The organism is Haloferax sp. DFSO52 (assembly GCF_048158745.1).
Lineage (GTDB): Archaea > Halobacteriota > Halobacteria > Halobacteriales > Haloferacaceae > Haloferax.
Window position 1 is genome coordinate 330,118 of the sequence record NZ_JBLOPB010000002.1, and the last position, 19,086, is coordinate 349,203.

Below are 19,086 nucleotides of genomic sequence, written 5' to 3' on the forward strand. Positions count from 1 at the left end.
ATGGCGACCGCACACGATACCGACGACCAGAACGACGGTGGCCTGCTCACCAACTGGGTCAGAAGCGCGATCGAGAATCCGGGGAAGGTTCACAGAGCGATGTTTTACGTCGCACTTCTCTTCTTCATGTTCACAACGCTGTTCCCTATCTACTGGCTCGTGGTGTTGGCACTTACACCAAACGACCTCATCGTGAACATGGGCATCTTCCCCCGCGGATTCAACATCTCTGTGTTCATGGACATGTGGGAGACGGTTCCACTCCACCTGTACATGTTCAATAGTTTCGTAATCGCCGTAACGACGACGGCGTACGTACTGATCGTCTCGAGTCTGGCGGGATACGCGTTCGGTCGGCTCGAATTCCGTGGGAAAGGTGGGTTGCTCTTGCTCCTGCTGATCATATCTTTCTTCCCGCCAGCGGCCTTCGTGCTCCCGCTGTTCAAACTGTTCACCGGGAACCTGCTCATCTTCGGGATTCCAAGTCCGAACCTGTTCAACACTGTGGGTGCGATTATCGTCCCCTTTAGCGGACTCTTCCTTCCACTGTCAGTGTTCATCCTGACGACGTTCTATAGCCAGATTCCAGATGGGCTGGAAGAAGCAGCACGCGTGGAGGGAACGACTCGGCTTGGTGCACTGTTTCGGGTTATTATGCCGCTCTCAGCACCCGGTCTGTCAACCGCCGGGATTCTGACGTTCATCGCCGTCTACAACGAGTTCTTCTTCTCGTTCCTGATGACGACCGGCCAGCCCGAGAACGGTGCCCCACTCGTGTGGGGTATTCTGGCGTTCCAGAGCCAGTACACCAGTCTGTACAACTACATGGCTGCGGCGAGCCTGATCGGGATTCTCCCCGTCGCTCTCATCGTGGTCATCGCACAGGAGAAAATTGTCAGTGGTCTCACCGCTGGCGCGGTCAAGGAGTGATAACTATGGGAAATGTTAAACTCGAACACGTAACGAAGCAGTACGACGACGTAACGGCAGTCAACGACATGAACCTGGACATCCGAGACGGCGAGTTCGTCTGTCTGGTCGGGCCATCGGGCTGCGGCAAGTCGACGACGATGGAGACGATCGCCGGTCTCACGTTGCCCACCGAGGGTGAGGTGACCATCGGCGGAAAGGAGGTGACGAATCTCCCCCCGAAGGAACGGGGCATTGCGATGGTCTTCCAGAACATCGCGTTGTTCCCCCACATGGACGTCTACGACAACGTGAGTTTCGGACTGCGGCTCCGCAACTTCGAGAAAGAAGAGATTGACCGCCGAGTCGAACGGGCGGCAGATATCCTCCAAATCGGTGATCTGTTGGACCGGAAGCCTTCAGAGCTGTCCGGTGGTCAGCGCCAGCGTGTCGCCATTGGTCGGGCAATCGTCCGTGATCCAGAAGCGTTCCTGATGGACGAGCCACTCGCGAACCTCGATGCAAAGCTTCGCGTCCATATGCGGACAGAACTCCAGCGGCTCCACAGAGAGCTGGAGACAACCATCATCTACGTCACACACGATCAGGCGGAAGCAATGACGATGTCCGACCGTATCGCGGTCCTCAACGACGGTCAGCTCCAACAAATTGCTCCACCACTGACCTGTTACAACGAACCGGCGAACCTCTTTGTCGCGGGATTCATCGGCTCGCCGTCGATGAACCTTCTCGAGGGAGAAGTCACCGCAAACGGGTTCACCTCAGAGTTCGTCTCTGTCGACTTCGATCCAGCCGACTTCGACGTGTCTGTGGGAGACGCTGTCTCTCTTGGGGTTCGCCCCGAAGACGTATATCTCGCCGACGAAGCCAGTGACGTTACTCACCCGACGAAGTACGTCGACACGACCACCGACGTCTTGGAGCCGATGGGTGACGAAATCTTCGTCTATCTGACTCACGGAGACCGCAACACCGCCACAATGGAGGAAGTACAACGGAAGTCCGACCAGTTGCTGATGAGTGTCGACCCCGACAAAGATATCTCCGAAGAGGAGAACGTCGAGGTCTTCTTCGACCGAGCGAACCTCCACCTGTTCGACCAGCAGTCTGGTGAAGCAATCTGTCACAGTCTCGTGACCACTGCTACCGAAAACGCTGTCGACCAGCGCACCCCGTCGGAGAACTAACTATGTTCGAGACGCTCACCGCAGTATACGTCAGTGCGGTCACGGTACTATTTTTCTTCTGGACCTACGGAATCTATGCGTTTTTCCGTGACTGCCGAAGCACGTACGTACCGAAATCCCGTCAGGCCCTTCGCGGGTGGAGACTACTCTGGACTGAGGAGGACGAAGAAACACTCGATGAGCACGAGCAACAACTCCTCTGATACACCGAACTTCTCTCTCCGTCAATGACAGTGTCGACCACTCTGAATGAACAACCAAATTATCGATGAAGCCTAATACCAACTCAATGTCTCAGCACGGCGAGCAAGACGACGCGATGCTCAGGGAGGAACTGGGCGACTTCGGATTTTCGGACAAGGATATCGATGTCTATCTCGCTCTGTTGTCTCTGGGTGAGGCGACGACGAGTGCGATTTCGGAGGAGGCTGACGTCTCACAACAGGCAGTCTACACCATCACTGACCGACTCGAAGACCGAGGCTTGGTTCGTGTCAACGACCACGCTTCGCCGAAAACGGTCCGTGCAGTCCCCCCGGAGGAATCGATGGCGGCCCTGTCGAGTCGGATTGACTCGATTACACCGGCTCTCAAAGACCGGTTCACCGACACGAAGCCCAAGACACCCGAACTCAAGATGGTGAAGTCTCACGAGACTGCCATCAGACGGCTCCGTGATGCAATCTCGAAAGCCCAAAAAGAGATTATCGTTGCCATTCCCGAAGACGTCTATCCAGAAATCGAAACTGAACTCCGGACCGCTGCTGACCGAGACGTTCTCATTTTCCTTCTGGTTCAAGACGTAGACGACGTTGAAGGAGCGAGGAAGCGGTTCAGAGGCGTCGCAGATGCCGTTCGTTGCTGGAGCGAGAATATTTTGTTCATGTTCGCAACAGATACCCAGTCGACGAATCCATCGGTACACCAGTCAGCATTGGTCGGTGACGCTCTCTTAGTATCCGGAACACACGACCTCGGGGACGGTGTCGCAGTCTCTGAGAAACATCTCGCAGGTTCGATCCATGGAATGTTCTTCAGCGCCTACTGGCCGGCCGGGACTGATGTATTCGTAACCGACCCGGACCCACTCCCAAAGACATACGACTGGTTCCGACAAGCCGTCTTCCAAGCGGTGCTCCATTCTAAGGCGGGAACAGACCTTTGGGCTGATGTGGAGACAACTGATGGAGAGACGATCTCAGGAAAGGTGAGTCGAATTCATCAAGCGCTCGTCAAACCATCGACAAACGAGTACACACTGCAGACGAGTCTGTATCTCGAAACCAGCGATGGCGAGGTGAGCATCGGTGGAGATAACGCGATTCTGGAGGATTACGAAGCGACATCGGTTACTCTCCGAACCAACTGAGAACCTCGACAGGGTAAGAACTCACAAATAGCCTATTCGGTGCCGATTTCTTGTTTCAGTAAGATGGTGGCTCAGGTGTAACTCATCATCACAAAGGGCTGAGTGGGGGTAACTTTCTTCATCGCCACCGGATGACACTCGGAATTCGAGGCTGAAGAATCCATCTCATTGGAACGAGGGTTACTCGTCGCCAGAGAGCGCCGCAACGACCATTTCGTTGAGTTCTGCGATGCGCTCCCGAATCGCGCTGGGTAACGAGTCTGGTGGGTCCGCGAGTGCTGGTTGCGTCTCTGGGTCTGGGGTTCCGACGATGACGCTTCCAATCATGCCCACGAACTCGTGCGGGATGCAGAAGTAGTGGTAGACGCCTTCTTTCTCGAAGGTGTGTTCGAACGTCGTCCCGTCTTCGGCGATGAACCCGCTATCCCACGACTCGACACCGTCGGGCGTGAGTTGGGGTCTGTCGTTTTCCGGTGAGTACGACGTCGCCGTGTGGATCCCACTCTGTTTCGTCCAGGTGACGCTTCCACCGGCATTCACCCACGCGATGTGCGGCTGGAAGTGTTCTCCCGTACTCGACGAGAGCATGCTAACGTCGGCGTGGTCGACCGGTCCCACGAGCGATTCGTCGTGCATGTGGTCCTCCTCGTCGGGGGGCGCTTCGTCGTCGTGAGGCATCTCGTCGTCGTGAGGCATCTCCCCTTCGTAGTGTTCGCCCTCGTCGTGAGGCATCCCATCGTCGTCGCTCTCGTTGTTCTCGAGAACTGGTGCCTCAGTCGGCGTCTGTGTCGTCTCGTCTCCACGTCCTCCGTCTGCCGTTGGTGGTGCGGTCGTACAGCCCGCAAGCACTGTGACCGTCGTCGCTCCAGCGAAAATTATGAAGCGGCGGCGGAACAGTTCGGTATCAAGCATTCGCTTACCTCTACAAAGATAGGTGTCGGATGGGAATAACAGATGCGCAAATCGGGCGGGCTGGGAACTGAAACGGGTGTCTATGTCGTTAGCAACCCTGACCGGCACCGTACATGCCGCCGGAACCGGCCATCCCACCACCGTACATGCCGCCGGAACCAGTCATGCCACCACGAGCGGTCATCCCCGGTCCTCGGTGATTGCCGCCGGCCATGAACTGGCCCATCTCTTCAATGGTGACGCCCATGTGGGATTCCATCCACTCGATTGTGCCGGGTCCCATGTGTTGGGTCATCTGCGCTTCCATCCACGCGGTCCATTCGGTTGCAGTTCCACCGGCCGGTGGCGCGTCGCCGACAGTCGAGTCGGTACCGTGTGCGCTGGCGACGGGTGCAGCAATCGCCAGTCCGACGACTGCGAGTGCCACGACGAACCATCGTGCGATGTTGAAGGTAGTCATTGTATTTCTCCTCACTCTCTCGTAGGAGCGTTCGGTGGTTATCTCCGTGGGTGTGAACAGACACAGGAGAACGTTCGAGAACGTTTATAGAAGAATCTGAGCGTTTTTCAGAGAGGAAATCGTTCATCGCTCACGAATTCTGCTGTTTCGGCTTCGGCCATCTCGTGACTGCCCGGAGTCGCCGTTTCGGGATCACCGTTTCGGGGCCGCCGTCCCGATGCTGTGGCACGCAGAGAAACAGCGTATCGGTCACTGCGCGTGATTCTGCGTCAGGTCGTCGCTCGGATAGACGCGGTAGGTGCGGCCCTGCTTCTCGCGGTACAACAGCCCACGTTTTTCGAGTTCGCTCACGGTCTGACTCACTTTACTCTTCGAGAAGTTCGACCTGTCTCGGAGTTCTATCTGCGTGATACCGGGTGACGTCACCACCGGTTCGAGGATGCGGCGTTCGTCTTCGGGGAGAACGTCGAGTATCTGGGGCCGAGACGGTCTGTTCGAGGCGGCCGACGATTCGGTCCCGGCCGCCGACCCCGCTGTCTCCGTCATCTCCGTCGTCTCGTCACCGTCTGTCGCTTCCGGCGGCGTGGCAGTCTCGGTGGCACCACCACCGGCGACTTGCACGGCCTCGTCTGCCGACGTGAGTTCATCTCGGAACGCGAGATAGAATCCACCGATCGCACCCGCGACGAGGATCGTTCCGCCCACGTACCAAAACGGGTTGGTGCCGTGGACACCGGCCATCGACGAATCCATCATCGAGCCCATCATCTGGTCGAACGCACGATTCTGCTGGAAGGCCTGCCAACTGAGCGCCCCACCGAAGACGAGGACGGCAGCGACGACGATACCGATTACCGCGTCGGCACGCCGGCGGTTCATCGCCACCATCCCCGAATGTCACGGCCAACGTTCATATAGGAGAGTAGATGGGGTTCGTGGTACGTGTTTTGTTCGTTCTCACGAGCATCGAGCGATGATGTAAGCGAACTCATCGATTTGGTTCGACTCATTGATCGGGTTCATCTCTACGTCTGTTCTCGCCAACCTCGTCGTCCCACGCCGCGAGCGCAGCGTGTTCGTTGGCGACCGACGCCACGTCACTGGATTCGAGGGTTCCGTTTTCGGTGACGACACCCGTCACGAGGTCGGCGGGGACGACTTCGAAGACCGGATTTTCGGTCGTCACCGATTTCGCACCCTCGGAGAGCGACTCGCCTGTCTCGCTGACGAACTCGTCGTCACCGCGTATCTTATCCTGCGCACAGATCGCGAAAACAGGGATTTCGGCGCGGGTTGCGGCGAGTGCGACGGGGAAACTCCCGACTTTGTTGACGACTGCACCCGACGAGAGAACCGCGTCGGCACCGATGAGCACGACGTCACAGTCGCCGGCAGCAACGAGGCCCGGAAGCGCCGCGTCGGTGGTCAATGTGGTGTCGATACCGTGAGCCGCGAGTTCTGTCGCGACCGAGATGCCCTCTGCGCCGGGACGTGACTCCGGGAGAAGGACGGCTGGAGTGGCTTTTTCGAGGGCAGCGAGAACCGTTCCGGACCGCGAGAGTGTGGCGACGCGGTCGAATTCATCTTCGGAGAGCAGCCGTGCTGCCTCCGTCGCTGCCACCTCATCTGCGACGACGGCGTCGTCGAGTACGTTCTCGGCCTGGTGGTGCAGTTTCGTCACGTCGCCGTCTGCGGCGGTCATCACACGGTTCACACGAGTCGCGATAGCGGCCATGCTCGGGCGGACATCGCGGAGTTGGCGGGCGACCGAGACGACGACTTCCCACGACGCCGCCTCAGCAGCGGCATCTCGGAGCACTTCGAGTGCGCGAATCGATAGCCACGCCGACCCGTGTGTTTCGTCTTCGTGAACTGTTTCGACAGTCGGAGCGACGAGGCGGTAGGTCGCCCACAGTTCGGGCACCGTCTCGCGTTCGAGCATCGCTGTGGGGTGGACCCACTCCGTCTCGGCGAGTTCGTCGTTCGTGACGACTGCTCGGTCGGCAACGTCGAACAAAAACGGGTGGACAGTCCACTCACGGTCACCGTCAGTAACCGACATCGGGGTGCCTGCACAGACGAGTGTCGCGTCTGTCACGCCCACTTCTTCTTCGAGCTCACGGCGGGCGTCCTCGATTGCAGCTGTCGGTTTTCCCTCGATGTAGCCCGACACGCCGGCCCACTTCCCGGGGTAGGTTCCGGCGGCGTCACTCCGCCGGGTGAGCAAGATTCGCCCGCCGTGACGGAGAAATGCTGTGACGACGTGTACCATGTCGTGACCTACAGCATCGACTGACAAAACGACTATCCTGACCGGGTGAGATAGGGGCTAGTATGCGACTCGCTATTTTGAGCGATACGCACGTCCCCGGCCGTGCTGATGCAGTCCCCCAGTGGGTCGAAGACAACATTCGGGACGCTGACATCGTGATTCACGCAGGCGACTACGACGCCCCAGAGACGCTCGAACACCTCCGCGACATCTCCGAGGAGTTCGTCGGCGTCTGTGGAAATACGGACCCTCCAGAGATTGCGCTCCCATTCGTCGAAATCGTCGAAGCAGACGGCGTAACGTTCGTCGTCACACATGGAACAGGAACGAGAACAGGATACTGTGGCCGCGTGGCGGACCTCGTCAGAGACGCTGCAGGCGAAGACGCTATCGGCATCGCCGGTCACATCCACGAAGTCATCGACGAAGTTTCAGACGGAGTCCGCGTCCTGAACCCCGGTACGGCGACGGCCGCCAACGCTGGCGACGAAGCGACGATGATGATCGGAACCGTCGACGACGGTGACCTGACGGTCGAAGTCGTCCACGGAACCTGACGGTCGAAGTCGTCCACTGGACGCCCGACTCGACAGGATTCGTCGCAGACTCGCTCGCCCTCCACCTAACACACGTGTCCGAGACCACGGCTGCGATACCGGCCCGGTTCGCCAACACCCGGTTGTTTTTCACCGCCGTCGTCTTCCCATTCCGTATGGAGTTGTTTCCCGTCCCGGACGTGCCCGAGATACGCGAGGGCGACGACCTCGCAGCACTCGTCTCCGAGCGCGTCGACCTTCGCCCGAACGACGTGGTCTGTGTCGCATCCACCGTCGTCTCGAAGGCAGAAGGGCGGTTCGCAAACCTCGACGACTTCCCGGCCGGGCCGCGCGCCCGCGAAATCGCCGCCCGTCTCTCGGAGTTGACTGGCGACGACAAGGACCCACGGTTCGCACAGGCAGTGCTCGAAGAGAGCGTCGACCTCGTGATGGACGAACCGTTTCTCCTCACGGAGACGCGATTCGGTCACGTCGGCGTCAACGCCGGCATCGACCGGTCGAACGTCCCAGACCACGACTTGCTGTTGCTCCCGAAACGACCCAGTGAGTCGGCCGAACGCATCCGCGAGGGCCTCATCGCAGACCGGGTCGTCGTCACCGACACCTGCGGCCGGCCGTTCAGACACGGACAGCGCGGCGTCGCCATCGGCTGGGCCGGCATGAGCGCGTCCAGAGACTGGCGCGGCGAAGCCGACCGCGACGGGCGGGAACTCGGTGTGACCGTCGAGAACGTCGTCGACGAACTCGCTGCCGCCGCCAACCTCGTCCAGGGTGAAGGCGCAGACGGAACGCCGGTCGTCGTCGTTCGCGATTTCGAGTGGGGTGACCACGCCGAGAGCGACGCCCATTTCCGCGATATCGACAGCGACTTCGTGCGACAGGCACTCCGCGAATGGTCGTACGAACCCTGAGACTTCGAACCAATTTTCACCACACCTATGCTTGGACTCGAACTCACCCCGGAACATCCGGTCGATAGACTCGTCGAACTGGGCACGCAGGCAGAACGCGACGGCTACGAGTCGCTGTTCGTCTCGTGTCACTACAACAACCGCGACCCCTTCGCGGTCCTCGCACGACTCGCCGCCGAGACTGAAGCGATACGCCTCGGTCCCGGCGTCGCCAACCCCTACGAGATGCACCCCGTCACGCTCGCCGGAAAGGTCGCAACCATCGCAGAGGCGTCTGATGGCCGTGGCCTTCTCGGCATCGGCCCCGGCGACCCCTCGACACTCCGCAATCTCGGTCTCGAAGACCAGCGTGGGCTTCGCTCCGTCTTGGAGGCGTTCAAAGTCGCACAGGAGCTCTGGGCCGGCGAGCGCGTCACCCACAACGGAACCTTCGAAGCCACCGATGCCGGCCTCAACTTCGACGTTCCCGGCGAGGTTCCGGTGTACGTCGGCGGCGAAGGCCCGCACATGTGCCGAATGGCGGGTAAGCACGCAGACGGTTTGCTCTTCAACGGGTCACATCCGGACGACCTCGCGTGGGCCCGCGAGCAAGTCGAGATGGGTATCGAGGACCGCCCGGCCGAACGCGGCGACTTCGCGCTCGCTGCGTACGCCAGTGTCTCCATCTCCGAAGACGAAGACGCGGCCCGGAAGGCAGCCCGCCCACCAGTCGCGTTCATCACCGCCGGGGCGGCACCGCCGGTTCTCGACAGACAAGGCATCGACGCCGAGCTCGCAGGGAAAATCGGTGAGAACATCTCGGCCGGGCAGTTCTCCGACGCGTTCGGCCTCGTCACACCCGAGATGATAGACGCATTTTCGATGGCCGGAACACCCGACGACGTGACCGACCAGATGGCCGCAGTGCTCGACTATGCGGATGATATCGTAGTCGGGTCGCCAATCGGCCCCGACCTCGAAGACGCGATTACTCTCGCTGCGAAGGCGTACCGCGAGACCCGGGCGTAACGCCGATTCCGAGTTCTGCAGCGAGTGCGCCGAGGGTGACGTAGGCGAACGCGCCCACCGACACGACGATGAACGCGCTCCCGACGAGCATGAGAAACGGCGACAGTGGGTCACTCAGCGCCACGTCCAGGAAGCTGAAGACCAGTTCGACGACGCTCTGAATGAGCGCGATGACGAAATCCGTGAGTGTAGGCATACGCGAGAGTCAGCAGTCGGGGATATTGATTGTGTGGGTTTCGCACGCTGCGCGGTCGGCACCGATAAGAACCGTCCGCCCAGACGAGGAATCATGCCGAATCGCTCGCTCGACGACTTCGCCGGCGGCGGTGCCGACGAGGAGGCGACGGAAGACGAGACTTCAGACGAGCAAGCTGTGTCTGAAGACTATGTGGACACGCTCGCAACCTACCGCTGGACCCCGACCGGGACGACCTGCCCACAGTGTGGCGAATCCGTCGAAAAGACGTGGCTCGACGGCGACGAGTACGTCTGCGTGGAATGCAAACACTGGTAACCGCCCGATTGAGACCCGTTTTGCTTACCCCTGCCGCCCACTCCGACGACCAAACCCACGGACGAACGTCGATTCGTCGATAGCCAGCACCGTCGGCCGACCGTGCGGGCAGGTGTAGGGCGTCTCGCACGACCCGAGTCGTTCGAGGAGTCGCGTCGCATCCGCATCAGAGAGGTCGTCTCCCGCCTTGATGGACGGGTGGCACGCCAACTCTTTGAGCAACTCGTCTCGCGGGTCGGTCGAGTCGCCGGCGGCAACGTCAGCAACCACGTCGGCCAGCGCGTCGGGTGCGAACGGGCGGCCGAGTGGTGCGGGAACCGCCTCGACGCGATAGGTGTCGCCGCCGAACTCGCTGACGCGGAATCCCAGATTCTCGACGATATCGCGATTCGCCTCCAGCAACGCCGCATCGGTCGCACTGAGTGACACACTCGCCGGCGGGTCGATGCGGACGGAGTCGATGCCGGCCGACTCGATTGCCTCCTTCAGTCGTTCGTAGTTCACACGCTCGTGGGCGGCGTGCTGGTCCACGACGAGCAACTCGTCACCTGCCTCACAGAGCAGGTAGAGGTTCCGAAACCGACCGATGACGCGGATGTCGTCGAAGACCGAACTCGCCTCGACGGGTTCGAGCGACGTGTCGAGGTCCATCGCCAACTCGCCGCTTCGCCGTAGGTCGGCCGTCGAGAGGGCGTCGCGGACGCTCGCTTCGACCGCCGATGCAACCGCATCGAGGTCTCTGAACTCGACCTTCGCTTTCGCCGGGTGGACGTTGTGGTCGACCCACGCTGGCGGAAGCGAGAGGCGAACGACTGCGACGGGCTCACGACTATCCGGAAGGAGCGTGCCGTACCCGTCGGCCACTGCGCGCCTGATTCGGTGGTCTGTGAGGGCCCGACCGTTCACCGAGACGTGGACGTGGTCGCGCCGGGCACGGGTCACGTCGGGATGACAGAGGATGCCGTCGATACCGACGGTGACCGTCTCGCTCGCGGCGGTCACCTGCCGACTCGCGTCGAACGCCGACGCTTGACTGGCTGCCTCGCGTCCGTACACTGCGAGCATCGCGTCGCTGAAGCGGTCCGTGCCGGGTGTCGTGAGGGTCTGGTGGCCGTTGTGTCGAAGCACGAACCGAACGTCGGGTCGGGTGAGCGCGTACCGTGTCACCACTGCCGAGATTCGAGCGAACTCGGTCTTGGGCGACGCGAGCGCCTTCTTTCGAGCGGGTCGGTCTGCGAACAGGTCGGTGACTTCGACCGTCGTTCCCTGTGCTCGACCGGCCGGCGAGACAGTCGGTTCACCGTCGTCGACGACGACACGTGTTCCACGCGGGGTGTCGGTGTTCGTCACCAGTTCGAGTCGCGAGACGGCAGCGATGCTCGGCAGGGCCTCACCCCGAAATCCGAGCGTCTCGACCGTTTCGAGGTCGGCAGCGTCGTGCAGTTTGCTCGTCGTGTGTCGTTTGACGGCGAGCGTCGCGTCCGATTCGGACATCCCGTGACCGTCGTCGACGACGCGAATTCGTTCAGTTCCGTCGCCATCGACATCGATTTCGATGGTTTCAGCGCCGGCGTCCAGAGCGTTTTCGACGAGTTCGACGACGACGCGTGCGGGTCGAGTGACGACCTCTCCGGCGGCGATTTTCGCGCGCGTCTCCCGGTCGAGGTGGTGAATCATTCGAGTCTCCGCTTGAGGTCCGACAGGAGGTTCAACGCCTCCAACGGTGTGGTATCCACGAGGTCGGCTTCACGGAGTTGGTCCGCAACCTCGTGGGCGACCCGGTCTGCGCCCGGGTCGGACGGTTCAGCGCCGTCAGTCGCGTGCTGGCCGTTTTCCAGTCCATCGACGTAGGCCGCGAGCGTCTCGTCCTGTTGGGTTTTGGGTTCGGTGTGGTCTGGACCTTGCCCCGTGTTCGTATATGAAGCTTCGTCCGGTGTGTCGTCTATCGTCGCCACTGTATCCGCGTCTCCGTTGTCGGCCTCAACGAGACGCCGCGCACGTTCGACCACAGTCGATGGAACACCCGCCAGGTGGGCGACTTCGACACCGTAGGACGACGACGACGGACCGTCGGCGACACTGTGCAGGAAGGTCACGTCGCCGTCGGTCTGGGTTGCGGTGAAGTGCAGGTTGAACACGCCCGCACGCTCGTCGGCAGTGTCTGTCAGGTCGTGATAGTGCGTTGCGAAGAGCGTCATCGCGCCGACTTCGTCGTGGACGAACTCGGTCGCGGCACGGGCGATGGCGAGGCCGTCTGCCGTCGAGGTTCCTCTGCCAACTTCGTCCAGAAGGACGAGCGAGTCACTGGTGGCGTTGTGGAGAATTTCGGTCAACTCGCTCATCTCGCGCATGAACGTCGATTGCCCGCCGGCGATGTCGTCGGAGGCACCGACACGAGTGAACACGCGGTCGATAATCGGGAGTCTGGCGGCCTTTGCGGGGACAAAACTCCCCAGCTGTGCGAGGATGCAGACGAGTGCGACCTGCCGCATGTACGTCGATTTCCCCGACATGTTCGGCCCAGTGATGAGTGCGACACCACCCTGTGGAAGGGTGATTGGATTCGGGACGAACTCGTCTTGTGTCTGTTCGACCACCGGGTGTCGGCCAGCGTCGATTTCGACGCCAGCGGGAGACTCCGACTCCACGTCCGACGCGCCGTCGTCGCCGTGGAACGTCGGTCGAACGTAGTCGTTGGCGACGGCGACGTCTGCGAGCGTCCGAAGCACGTCGAGGTCGGCGAGTGCGTCTGCGACCCCCTGGATGCGCTCTGACTCTTCTGCGACGGCGGCGCGGACTTCACAGAAGAGGTCGTATTCGAGGCTGTCTGCTCGGTCGGCGGCGCGGAGAATTTCGTCTTCGCGCTCTTTCAACTCGGGCGTGTAGAAGCGCTCTGAGTTCTTCAGCGTCTGTCGGCGGACGTAGTCGTCGGGCACCCGGTCGAGGTTGGGGTTCGTCACCTCGATGTAGTAGCCGTGGACCTGATTGTAGCCGACTTCGAGCGAGTCGATGCCGGTTCGCTCCTGTTCGTGTGCTTCGAGATTCGCGACCCACTCTCGGCCGTCTGCTGCGGTTCCGCGCAGGTCGTCGAGTTCGGCGTCGTATCCGTCCGCGATGACACCACCTTCGGTAATCTCCTGTGGCGGGTCGGCGACGATTGCGCGGTCGACGTGGTCGCGAACGTCTTCGAGTTCGTCGAGCGAGTCGCGAAGGCCAGAGAGCACCCCCGCGTCCACGTCGGCGAGCGTCTCTCGAATCTCGGGAACCCGGTCGAGCGTAGTCTGCAACGAGCGCAGGTCGCGGGCGCTGGCGCGTTCGCGAGAGATACGAGCGACGAGTCGTTCGAGGTCGTAGACCGACGAGAGCTGGTCGCGGAGGTCCGCCCGCGAGAGCGCGTCGGCTGCGAGGAAGTCGAGTGCATCCAGTCGTGCCTTGATGGCGTCTCGGTCGACGAGCGGTCGTCGAAGCCACGATTCGAGTCGGCGTCGACCAAGTGCACAGGCCGTCTCGTCGAGGACCGAAAAGAGCGTACTCCCAGCGCGAGCGCTGCGTGAGTCGAACAGTTCGAGACTTCGAATCGCCGTCGCGTCGAGTTGGAGAAACTCACGCGGGTCGAACCGCGTGACGCGGGTGACGTACTCCAGTTTCGAGTCGCCCTGTGCGTACTCGGCGTACGCGAGGAGCGCGCCGACTGCTCGCAACTCGGCGGTCGATTCGACCACTGCTTCGGGGCGGGGCGCGTACGCCGACAGGGTCTCGCGGGCCGTCTCCGTGCCGAAGGCGTCGGGGTCGAACGGCGTCTCCATCGGGTTGAACGAGAGTGTCGGCAGGTCGCAGTCGGGGCCGACGACGAGTTCTGCCGGTGCCAGCCGCTCCAGTTCTTCGAGTGCGAGTGCGCGGTCTGCGCCCGTGACGAGACACTCGCCAGTCGACACGTCGACCATCGAGATGCCGTAAGTGTCGCCGTCGCGAGCGACGGCACCGAGGTAGGTCGCTCGTCCCGCTTCGAGAAGCTCTTCGTCGACGACGGTTCCGGGCGTGATGAGTTGCGTGACGGCTCTGTCGACCAGTCCCGAGGCTTCGGAGGCGTCTTCGACCTGGTCTGCGAGTGCGACTCGATAGCCGGCGTCGAGTAATCGTTCGAGGTAGCCGGCCGCATTGTCGATGGGAATCCCCGCCATCGGCCACGTTCCGGTCGAGTCTTCGCGTTTCGTGAGCGTCACCTCGCAGGTTCGTGCGACTGCCTCCGCAGCACCGCAGAACGCCTCGTAGAAATCACCGACCTGGAACAACACGAGTGCGTCGTCGTGCGCCTCACAGAGGTCGGCGTACTGCGAGAGCATCGGCGTCAAGTCGTCTCGGTCAGCCAGCATCTCGGGCGGTGCGCCGTAGACCGCCTCACGCTGGGCGTCCGCGTTCATACCCAGTACGGGGGTGTCGAACGACAAAAACGCCCGGGAACGCGCGCTCCGATATCGGTCTGGTCCACCCAGTCTACGGTTGGCGTCCACCCGGTCTCTTCTCCCCGGCCTGCAACAGGCGTCTATCACAGTTCGAGACTGTCACGGACGCGAATGTGATATGCACACATCCACCAACGTTAGGTAGACTGAGACTATATTACCGACAGAGACCCGTCCGCTCGACGCAGTTCGGTGGGCGGGGTATTCCGGAATATCAATGACTGATGCACATGCAGACACCGACATCGACCACGCGCAGTCGGTCGATGCGGTATCGGACCTCGCTACGCGAATCTCAGACAACGTCGAGGAGGTCATCGTCGGCCACCACGACGCGATAGAGGACATCATCGTGACGCTGTTCGCCCGTGGCCACCTCCTGTTAGAGGACGTTCCGGGTGTCGGAAAGACGATGCTCGCCCGGGCAATCGCCACCTCTATCGAGGGGTCGTTCGAACGAATCCAGTTCACCCCCGACCTCCTCCCGTCGGACGTAACCGGCGTCAACGTGTTCAACCAACAGACCTCGGAGTTCGAATTCCGCAAGGGCCCCGTGTTCGGAAACGTCGTACTCGGTGACGAAATCAACCGTGCGCCGCCGAAGACACAGGCCGCACTCCTCGAAGTGATGGAAGAACTTCAGGTGACGACCGATGGCGTGACGCGGCGCGTTCCAGACCCCTTTACGGTCATCGCGACGCAGAACGACGTCGAACCCGACCGGACCTACGACCTGCCGTTGGCCGAACTCGACCGGTTCATGAAGAAGATCCATCTGGGCTATCCGAGTGAATCAGAGGAGACGGAACTCCTCGGCAGCGTCGCGGGCCACCACCCGATAGAGTCACTCCAACCAGTCGCCACCGCCGCCGACGTTCGCGACGCACGCGAGGTCATCCTCACGGTATCTGTGAACGAATCGGTTCGGCGATACATCTCCCGACTCGCAGCAGACACTCGCCAGCGGGCGCATCTCGGCGTGAGCCCACGTGGGTCGATCGCGCTCGTCCGCGCCGCACAGGCCCGTGCTGCGCTCGACGCCCGTGACTACGTCATCCCTGACGACGTGCAACGAGAGATTCGAAGCGTCTGGGCACATCGCATCCGCACGACCACGGGTGATACAGGACTAGATATCGTCGAACGCGCGCTGGACTACGTCCCAGTCGAATGAGACTCACGCGTCGCGGATGGGTTGCTGTGGCCGTCGTCTTCGTCGGCGTCGCCAACGCCGTGGCGTTCGGTCCACGCGCACTCAACGCGGTGGTCGTCCCCGTGGCCGTCGCGCTGGCCGTGGGCGCGCTCCAGGTCTGGCGTCTCTCACCGCCGCGAGCAGTTCGAAACCCCCCAGACGACGGCTTTCCGGGCGAGACACACACCGTCTCGGTCGATATCGACGCACCGCGCGCGTTCCAAGCGACTGTGTCGGACGCGCTCACGGGGGGCCTAGACGGCGATTCGACGGTCGACGCAGTCGTCGGTGACGGGTCGATATCGTACGACGTGACGTATCGCGCTCGCGGTCCGGCGACCATCGGTCCCGTCACGGTCGTCGCACACGACCTGCTCGGCCTCTTCTCGCAGACGTTCACCGTCGGCGACAGGATGGAGGTACTCGTCTTTCCACAGGTTGGGTCGCTCACCACCACGGCGAACCGTACCCTCTCGGCCCTCTCGGACCAGCGGACGACGTCGCACCGTGGAGAGTTCGACCGATTGCGCGAGTACACGACCGGCGACCCACTCCGCGACATCCACTGGAAGTCGAGCGCGAAGTCGGGTGAGCTGGTCGTAAAAACCTACACGAACCATGCCAACGCCGACGCAGTCGCCGTCTCGGTCGGCTGCGTCGACGGACAAGAAGACGACGTTGCGGAGGCCGCAGCGACGCTCTCGTGGTCGCTGCTCGACACAGGGATTCCAGTGCGACTCAGCTCACCGGTTGGCGTCACCGACGCGACACCCGACGAACGACGGCGCATCCTCGCCCATCTCTCGCGACTCGAATCGGGCGCAGTTCCAGACGTTGATTCCGACGTGGTCGTCCGAGGCGACGCTGGACAGACGTACGTCACGTTCGCAGGACAAGAGACGACGTTCGACCTGCTTCGCGCTGCCTCGAATGCCGACGCCGAGCAGATGACCGAACCAGACCGTGCCACCGAAGCGGCCGCCGATGAGAACGTTCTCGGACAGCCTTCGGGACGAAACCGAGGGGTCACACGGTGAGTACTGACTCTGTGCGACGGTGGTCGAACGCTACGAACGCAGAGACGACTCGCCACACTGTCGCTGGTATCCCGGCCAATCTACTGGCTATCGCGGCGACGCTCGTCCTCATCGGGGCGTTCCTCTCTGTCCTCTACAACGTGACCGATATCGTCGGTCGGCGTGACCAGTTTATTCTCATCGCAGTCGGTTCGCTCGCGCTCGCGACGCTCGTCGGAGTCACACTCCGTCCACGTGTCGCCCTCGTGCTCGCCGTGGGGCTCGTCGCGGGCGGGTTCGCGATGTACTTCCTCTCGCTTCCGGAGAGTCAACTCGCGTTACTCTCGCCCCGGCGGCTCGTTGCCGATTCACTGGGTCTTCTCAGTGGGCTCTCGGCGCTTCGACTGCTCTCTGCCGACGTGTGGGCACTCGCGGTGACGCCTGCACCGACGTTTCTCGCGTGGTATCTCGCCATCAGGGGACGCATCGCGCCTGCCGTCACCGTCGCCGGTGCCGGACTCGGATTGTTCGTCCTCACCGGTGACGCGGGCGGGCCGCTCACGCTCGTCGGCGTCGGCGCGGGAATGGCAGCAATCGGCTTCGATAGCATCGACCGATTCGGTCGCGACGGCGGGCAACTGGACGTTCTCACTGTCGTCCTCGCGGCGATGATCGTGCTCTCTGCGACGGTCACGGTGCTCCCCGGAGCGGGCGGGTCGCCCATCCTCCCGTCTACGGGTGTCGCCGACCAACCGACTGTCGAGGCCAGTCTCGTAAGTGCCAGCGACCGCATCTCCATCGTCGGCAGTATCAGTCTCTCCCCCGAGGTACGGTTCGAAATCGAGAGCACGTCGCCGTCGTACTGGCAGACCGCCTCGTTCGACCGCTATACCGGATCTGGGTGGGTTCGAACTGGTGACGCAGAACCGTACACAGGCGGCCGATTGGCCGGCCCAGACGGACCGTCGCGGCTCGTCCGCCAGACGGTCACACCAGCGACGCCGCTCGACGCGATGCCCTCGGCGTGGCGACCAGTCGCTGTCGATGGCAGTATCGAATCCGAGACGTTGGTCACACAGCAGGGAAACATCAGGCCGTCGCGGACGATCGGCACGGGTGAAAACTTCACCGTGACGAGCGCCGTCCCGCAGTACACGTCGGCGTCGCTCCGACGGACGGGGACCGACTATCCCGACACCATCCGCGAGCGATATCTCGCACTTCCCGACAGCACCTCTGACCGCGTCCGCGACAAGGCAGCAGAGATAACCGAAGGCGCGGAGACGCCGTACGACAAGGCAGTCGCCATCGAAACGTGGTTGGAAGCGAACAAAGCGTACTCACTCCAGGTGTCGCGACCGACTGACGACATCGCCGAATCGTTCCTCTTCGAGATGGACGCGGGATACTGTACCTACTACGCCTCGACGATGGTCGTCCTCCTGCGCGCCGAGGGTGTCCCTGCCCGGTTCGTCACCGGGTACACGACAGGCGAACCCGTCGGTGACGACCGGTACGTCGTCCGCGGCCTCGACTCCCACGCGTGGGTCGAGGTGTACTTCGAAGACACTGGCTGGGTCCGCTTCGACCCGACGCCCGCAGCCCCCCGGCAGGAAGCCGAGTCGGCCAACCTCGAAGCGGCCCGCGACGACGGACAGGATGGTGTCGACACCAACGAGACCGCAGAGGCGGCGGCCGCGAACGAAGCAAACGAAACCGCCGACAACGAGTCGGCGACGCCGACAGCCCCCGAGTTCGGAAACGAGACGCAATCTGGAGCGAACGCGACGGAAGGCTCCGACCTCCCATCGGGCCTCGCGCAACGACTCGGTGACACGACGGCCACGTCGAACGAATCCGACGACAGCGGCGGACTCGTGCCGCAGTTACCCTCACGAGAGACGTTCTTCGTCGGCGTCGTCGCCATCGTCGGCGTCGTCGCAGGGGTCCGTCGGACCAAACTCCCGGCCCAAATTCGCTGGGTAACGACCGCGCTCTATCAACGTCGGACCGACTCCCCCAGAACCGACGTCTTCCGTGCGTACGACCGGCTCGAACTCGTCCTCGCAAAGGAGTACCGACCACGACGCACTGGTGAGACGGTCCGCTCCTATCTCGATGCACTCTCTCGCGTCGGACTCGACGAACGAACTCGCCACGTCGCCACGATTTACGAGCGTGCACAGTACGGCCACGGCGTCACGCGGGAAGATGCCGACGAAGTGGTTGCCGTGGCCAACAGGGCTGTCAGGTCACGTCTGCCGGTCGTCAGACGGTGGTCGGACTGAACCGCGT

Annotated in this window: 18 protein-coding genes; 11 read left to right on the plus strand and 7 right to left on the minus strand. The window is 62.0% G+C overall.

Features of this window, described 5'->3' with window-relative positions:
• From ACK3SC_RS11185 to ACK3SC_RS11200, 4 genes are all read left to right on the plus strand, one after another.
• Positions 1-930, plus strand: a complete 930-nt coding sequence (locus ACK3SC_RS11185) for a carbohydrate ABC transporter permease (protein WP_411967364.1) — start codon at positions 1-3, stop codon at positions 928-930.
• Positions 931-935: 5 nt separating this feature from the next.
• Positions 936-2,117: an ABC transporter ATP-binding protein gene (locus ACK3SC_RS11190; protein ID WP_416840254.1), complete on the plus strand. Its 1,182-nt coding sequence runs from the start codon at positions 936-938 to the stop codon at positions 2,115-2,117.
• A 2-nt stretch (positions 2,118-2,119) separates the two neighbouring features.
• The gene (locus ACK3SC_RS11195; protein WP_416840255.1) at positions 2,120-2,320 is read left to right on the plus strand and encodes a hypothetical protein; all 201 of its coding nucleotides are present in this window, start codon (positions 2,120-2,122) and stop codon (positions 2,318-2,320) included.
• Between the two features lie 86 nt (positions 2,321-2,406).
• Positions 2,407-3,486, plus strand: a complete 1,080-nt coding sequence (locus ACK3SC_RS11200) for a TrmB family transcriptional regulator (RefSeq protein WP_416840256.1) — start codon at positions 2,407-2,409, stop codon at positions 3,484-3,486.
• Positions 3,487-3,666: 180 nt separating this feature from the next.
• Here ACK3SC_RS11200 and ACK3SC_RS11205 read toward each other — a convergent pair whose 3' ends face one another.
• From ACK3SC_RS11205 to ACK3SC_RS11220, 4 genes are all read right to left on the minus strand, one after another.
• Positions 3,667-4,398, minus strand: coding sequence for a cupredoxin domain-containing protein (locus ACK3SC_RS11205; RefSeq protein WP_416840257.1), 732 nt, complete (start codon positions 4,396-4,398; stop codon positions 3,667-3,669).
• An 88-nt stretch (positions 4,399-4,486) separates the two neighbouring features.
• Positions 4,487-4,858, minus strand: coding sequence for a hypothetical protein (locus ACK3SC_RS11210; protein ID WP_416840258.1), 372 nt, complete (start codon positions 4,856-4,858; stop codon positions 4,487-4,489).
• A gap of 249 nt (positions 4,859-5,107) precedes the next feature.
• Positions 5,108-5,737 carry a helix-turn-helix transcriptional regulator gene (locus ACK3SC_RS11215; RefSeq protein WP_416840259.1) on the minus strand — a complete coding sequence of 210 codons (630 nt, stop codon included), beginning with the start codon at positions 5,735-5,737 and terminating at the stop codon, positions 5,108-5,110.
• Positions 5,738-5,864: 127 nt separating this feature from the next.
• Entirely contained in the window at positions 5,865-7,130 is a 1,266-nt protein-coding gene (locus tag ACK3SC_RS11220) for an NUDIX domain-containing protein (RefSeq protein ID WP_416840260.1), read from the minus strand.
• A gap of 62 nt (positions 7,131-7,192) precedes the next feature.
• Here ACK3SC_RS11220 and ACK3SC_RS11225 point away from each other — a divergent pair, with 62 nt between their 5' ends.
• The 3 genes from ACK3SC_RS11225 (at position 7,193) to ACK3SC_RS11235 (ending at position 9,606) form a co-directional block, all read left to right on the plus strand.
• Entirely contained in the window at positions 7,193-7,687 is a 495-nt protein-coding gene (locus tag ACK3SC_RS11225) for a metallophosphoesterase family protein (protein ID WP_416840261.1), read from the plus strand.
• 155 nt (positions 7,688-7,842) lie between these two features.
• Positions 7,843-8,598, plus strand: a complete 756-nt coding sequence (locus ACK3SC_RS11230) for a coenzyme F420-0:L-glutamate ligase (RefSeq protein WP_416840262.1) — start codon at positions 7,843-7,845, stop codon at positions 8,596-8,598.
• A gap of 27 nt (positions 8,599-8,625) precedes the next feature.
• Positions 8,626-9,606, plus strand: a complete 981-nt coding sequence (locus tag ACK3SC_RS11235) for a 5,10-methylenetetrahydromethanopterin reductase (protein ID WP_416840263.1) — start codon at positions 8,626-8,628, stop codon at positions 9,604-9,606.
• Here ACK3SC_RS11235 and ACK3SC_RS11240 read toward each other — a convergent pair.
• Entirely contained in the window at positions 9,566-9,802 is a 237-nt protein-coding gene (locus ACK3SC_RS11240; protein WP_416840264.1) for a hypothetical protein, read from the minus strand. The genes ACK3SC_RS11235 and ACK3SC_RS11240 overlap by 41 nt on opposite strands.
• Positions 9,803-9,895: 93 nt before the next feature.
• Between ACK3SC_RS11240 and ACK3SC_RS11245 the strand changes: the two genes are divergently transcribed.
• The gene (locus ACK3SC_RS11245; RefSeq protein ID WP_416840265.1) at positions 9,896-10,120 is read left to right on the plus strand and encodes a hypothetical protein; all 225 of its coding nucleotides are present in this window, start codon (positions 9,896-9,898) and stop codon (positions 10,118-10,120) included.
• 24 nt (positions 10,121-10,144) lie between these two features.
• On the opposite strand, the gene mutL is transcribed toward ACK3SC_RS11245, so the two are convergent.
• Together mutL and mutS are read right to left on the minus strand one after the other, a co-directional pair.
• Complete coding sequence (mutL, locus tag ACK3SC_RS11250; protein WP_416840266.1) at positions 10,145-11,797, minus strand: DNA mismatch repair endonuclease MutL; 1,653 nt, start codon at positions 11,795-11,797, stop codon at positions 10,145-10,147.
• Complete coding sequence (gene mutS, locus ACK3SC_RS11255) at positions 11,794-14,541, minus strand: DNA mismatch repair protein MutS (RefSeq protein WP_416840267.1); 2,748 nt, start codon at positions 14,539-14,541, stop codon at positions 11,794-11,796. Before mutS ends, mutL begins: the two co-directional genes overlap by 4 nt.
• A gap of 259 nt (positions 14,542-14,800) precedes the next feature.
• Here mutS and ACK3SC_RS11260 point away from each other — a divergent pair, with 259 nt between their 5' ends.
• The 3 genes from ACK3SC_RS11260 to ACK3SC_RS11270 are packed head-to-tail and all read left to right on the plus strand — an operon-like array spanning position 14,801 to position 19,079.
• On the plus strand, positions 14,801-15,757 hold the full coding sequence (locus ACK3SC_RS11260; RefSeq protein ID WP_416840268.1) for an AAA family ATPase: 957 nt from the start codon (positions 14,801-14,803) through the stop codon (positions 15,755-15,757).
• On the plus strand, positions 15,754-16,812 hold the full coding sequence (locus ACK3SC_RS11265; RefSeq protein WP_416840269.1) for a DUF58 domain-containing protein: 1,059 nt from the start codon (positions 15,754-15,756) through the stop codon (positions 16,810-16,812). The genes ACK3SC_RS11260 and ACK3SC_RS11265 overlap by 4 nt, the downstream gene beginning before the upstream one ends.
• The gene (locus ACK3SC_RS11270; RefSeq protein WP_416840270.1) at positions 16,809-19,079 is read left to right on the plus strand and encodes a transglutaminase TgpA family protein; all 2,271 of its coding nucleotides are present in this window, start codon (positions 16,809-16,811) and stop codon (positions 19,077-19,079) included. The genes ACK3SC_RS11265 and ACK3SC_RS11270 overlap by 4 nt, the downstream gene beginning before the upstream one ends.
• Positions 19,080-19,086: the final 7 nt, after the last annotated feature.

Bases quoted from the DNA above. Each gene is read 5' to 3' on its own strand.
- ACK3SC_RS11185 (WP_411967364.1), top strand. From the start codon at position 1: ATGGCGACCGCACACGATACCGACGACCAGAACGACGGTGGCCTGCTC.
- ACK3SC_RS11190 (WP_416840254.1), top strand. From the start codon at position 936: ATGGGAAATGTTAAACTCGAACACGTAACGAAGCAGTACGACGACGTA.
- ACK3SC_RS11195 (WP_416840255.1), top strand. From the start codon at position 2,120: ATGTTCGAGACGCTCACCGCAGTATACGTCAGTGCGGTCACGGTACTA.
- ACK3SC_RS11200 (WP_416840256.1), top strand. From the start codon at position 2,407: ATGTCTCAGCACGGCGAGCAAGACGACGCGATGCTCAGGGAGGAACTG.
- ACK3SC_RS11205 (WP_416840257.1), bottom strand. From the start codon at position 4,398: ATGCTTGATACCGAACTGTTCCGCCGCCGCTTCATAATTTTCGCTGGA.
- ACK3SC_RS11210 (WP_416840258.1), bottom strand. From the start codon at position 4,858: ATGACTACCTTCAACATCGCACGATGGTTCGTCGTGGCACTCGCAGTC.
- ACK3SC_RS11215 (WP_416840259.1), bottom strand. From the start codon at position 5,737: ATGAACCGCCGGCGTGCCGACGCGGTAATCGGTATCGTCGTCGCTGCC.
- ACK3SC_RS11220 (WP_416840260.1), bottom strand. From the start codon at position 7,130: ATGGTACACGTCGTCACAGCATTTCTCCGTCACGGCGGGCGAATCTTG.
- ACK3SC_RS11225 (WP_416840261.1), top strand. From the start codon at position 7,193: ATGCGACTCGCTATTTTGAGCGATACGCACGTCCCCGGCCGTGCTGAT.
- ACK3SC_RS11230 (WP_416840262.1), top strand. From the start codon at position 7,843: ATGGAGTTGTTTCCCGTCCCGGACGTGCCCGAGATACGCGAGGGCGAC.
- ACK3SC_RS11235 (WP_416840263.1), top strand. From the start codon at position 8,626: ATGCTTGGACTCGAACTCACCCCGGAACATCCGGTCGATAGACTCGTC.
- ACK3SC_RS11240 (WP_416840264.1), bottom strand. From the start codon at position 9,802: ATGCCTACACTCACGGATTTCGTCATCGCGCTCATTCAGAGCGTCGTC.
- ACK3SC_RS11245 (WP_416840265.1), top strand. From the start codon at position 9,896: ATGCCGAATCGCTCGCTCGACGACTTCGCCGGCGGCGGTGCCGACGAG.
- mutL (WP_416840266.1), bottom strand. From the start codon at position 11,797: ATGATTCACCACCTCGACCGGGAGACGCGCGCGAAAATCGCCGCCGGA.
- mutS (WP_416840267.1), bottom strand. From the start codon at position 14,541: ATGAACGCGGACGCCCAGCGTGAGGCGGTCTACGGCGCACCGCCCGAG.
- ACK3SC_RS11260 (WP_416840268.1), top strand. From the start codon at position 14,801: ATGACTGATGCACATGCAGACACCGACATCGACCACGCGCAGTCGGTC.
- ACK3SC_RS11265 (WP_416840269.1), top strand. From the start codon at position 15,754: ATGAGACTCACGCGTCGCGGATGGGTTGCTGTGGCCGTCGTCTTCGTC.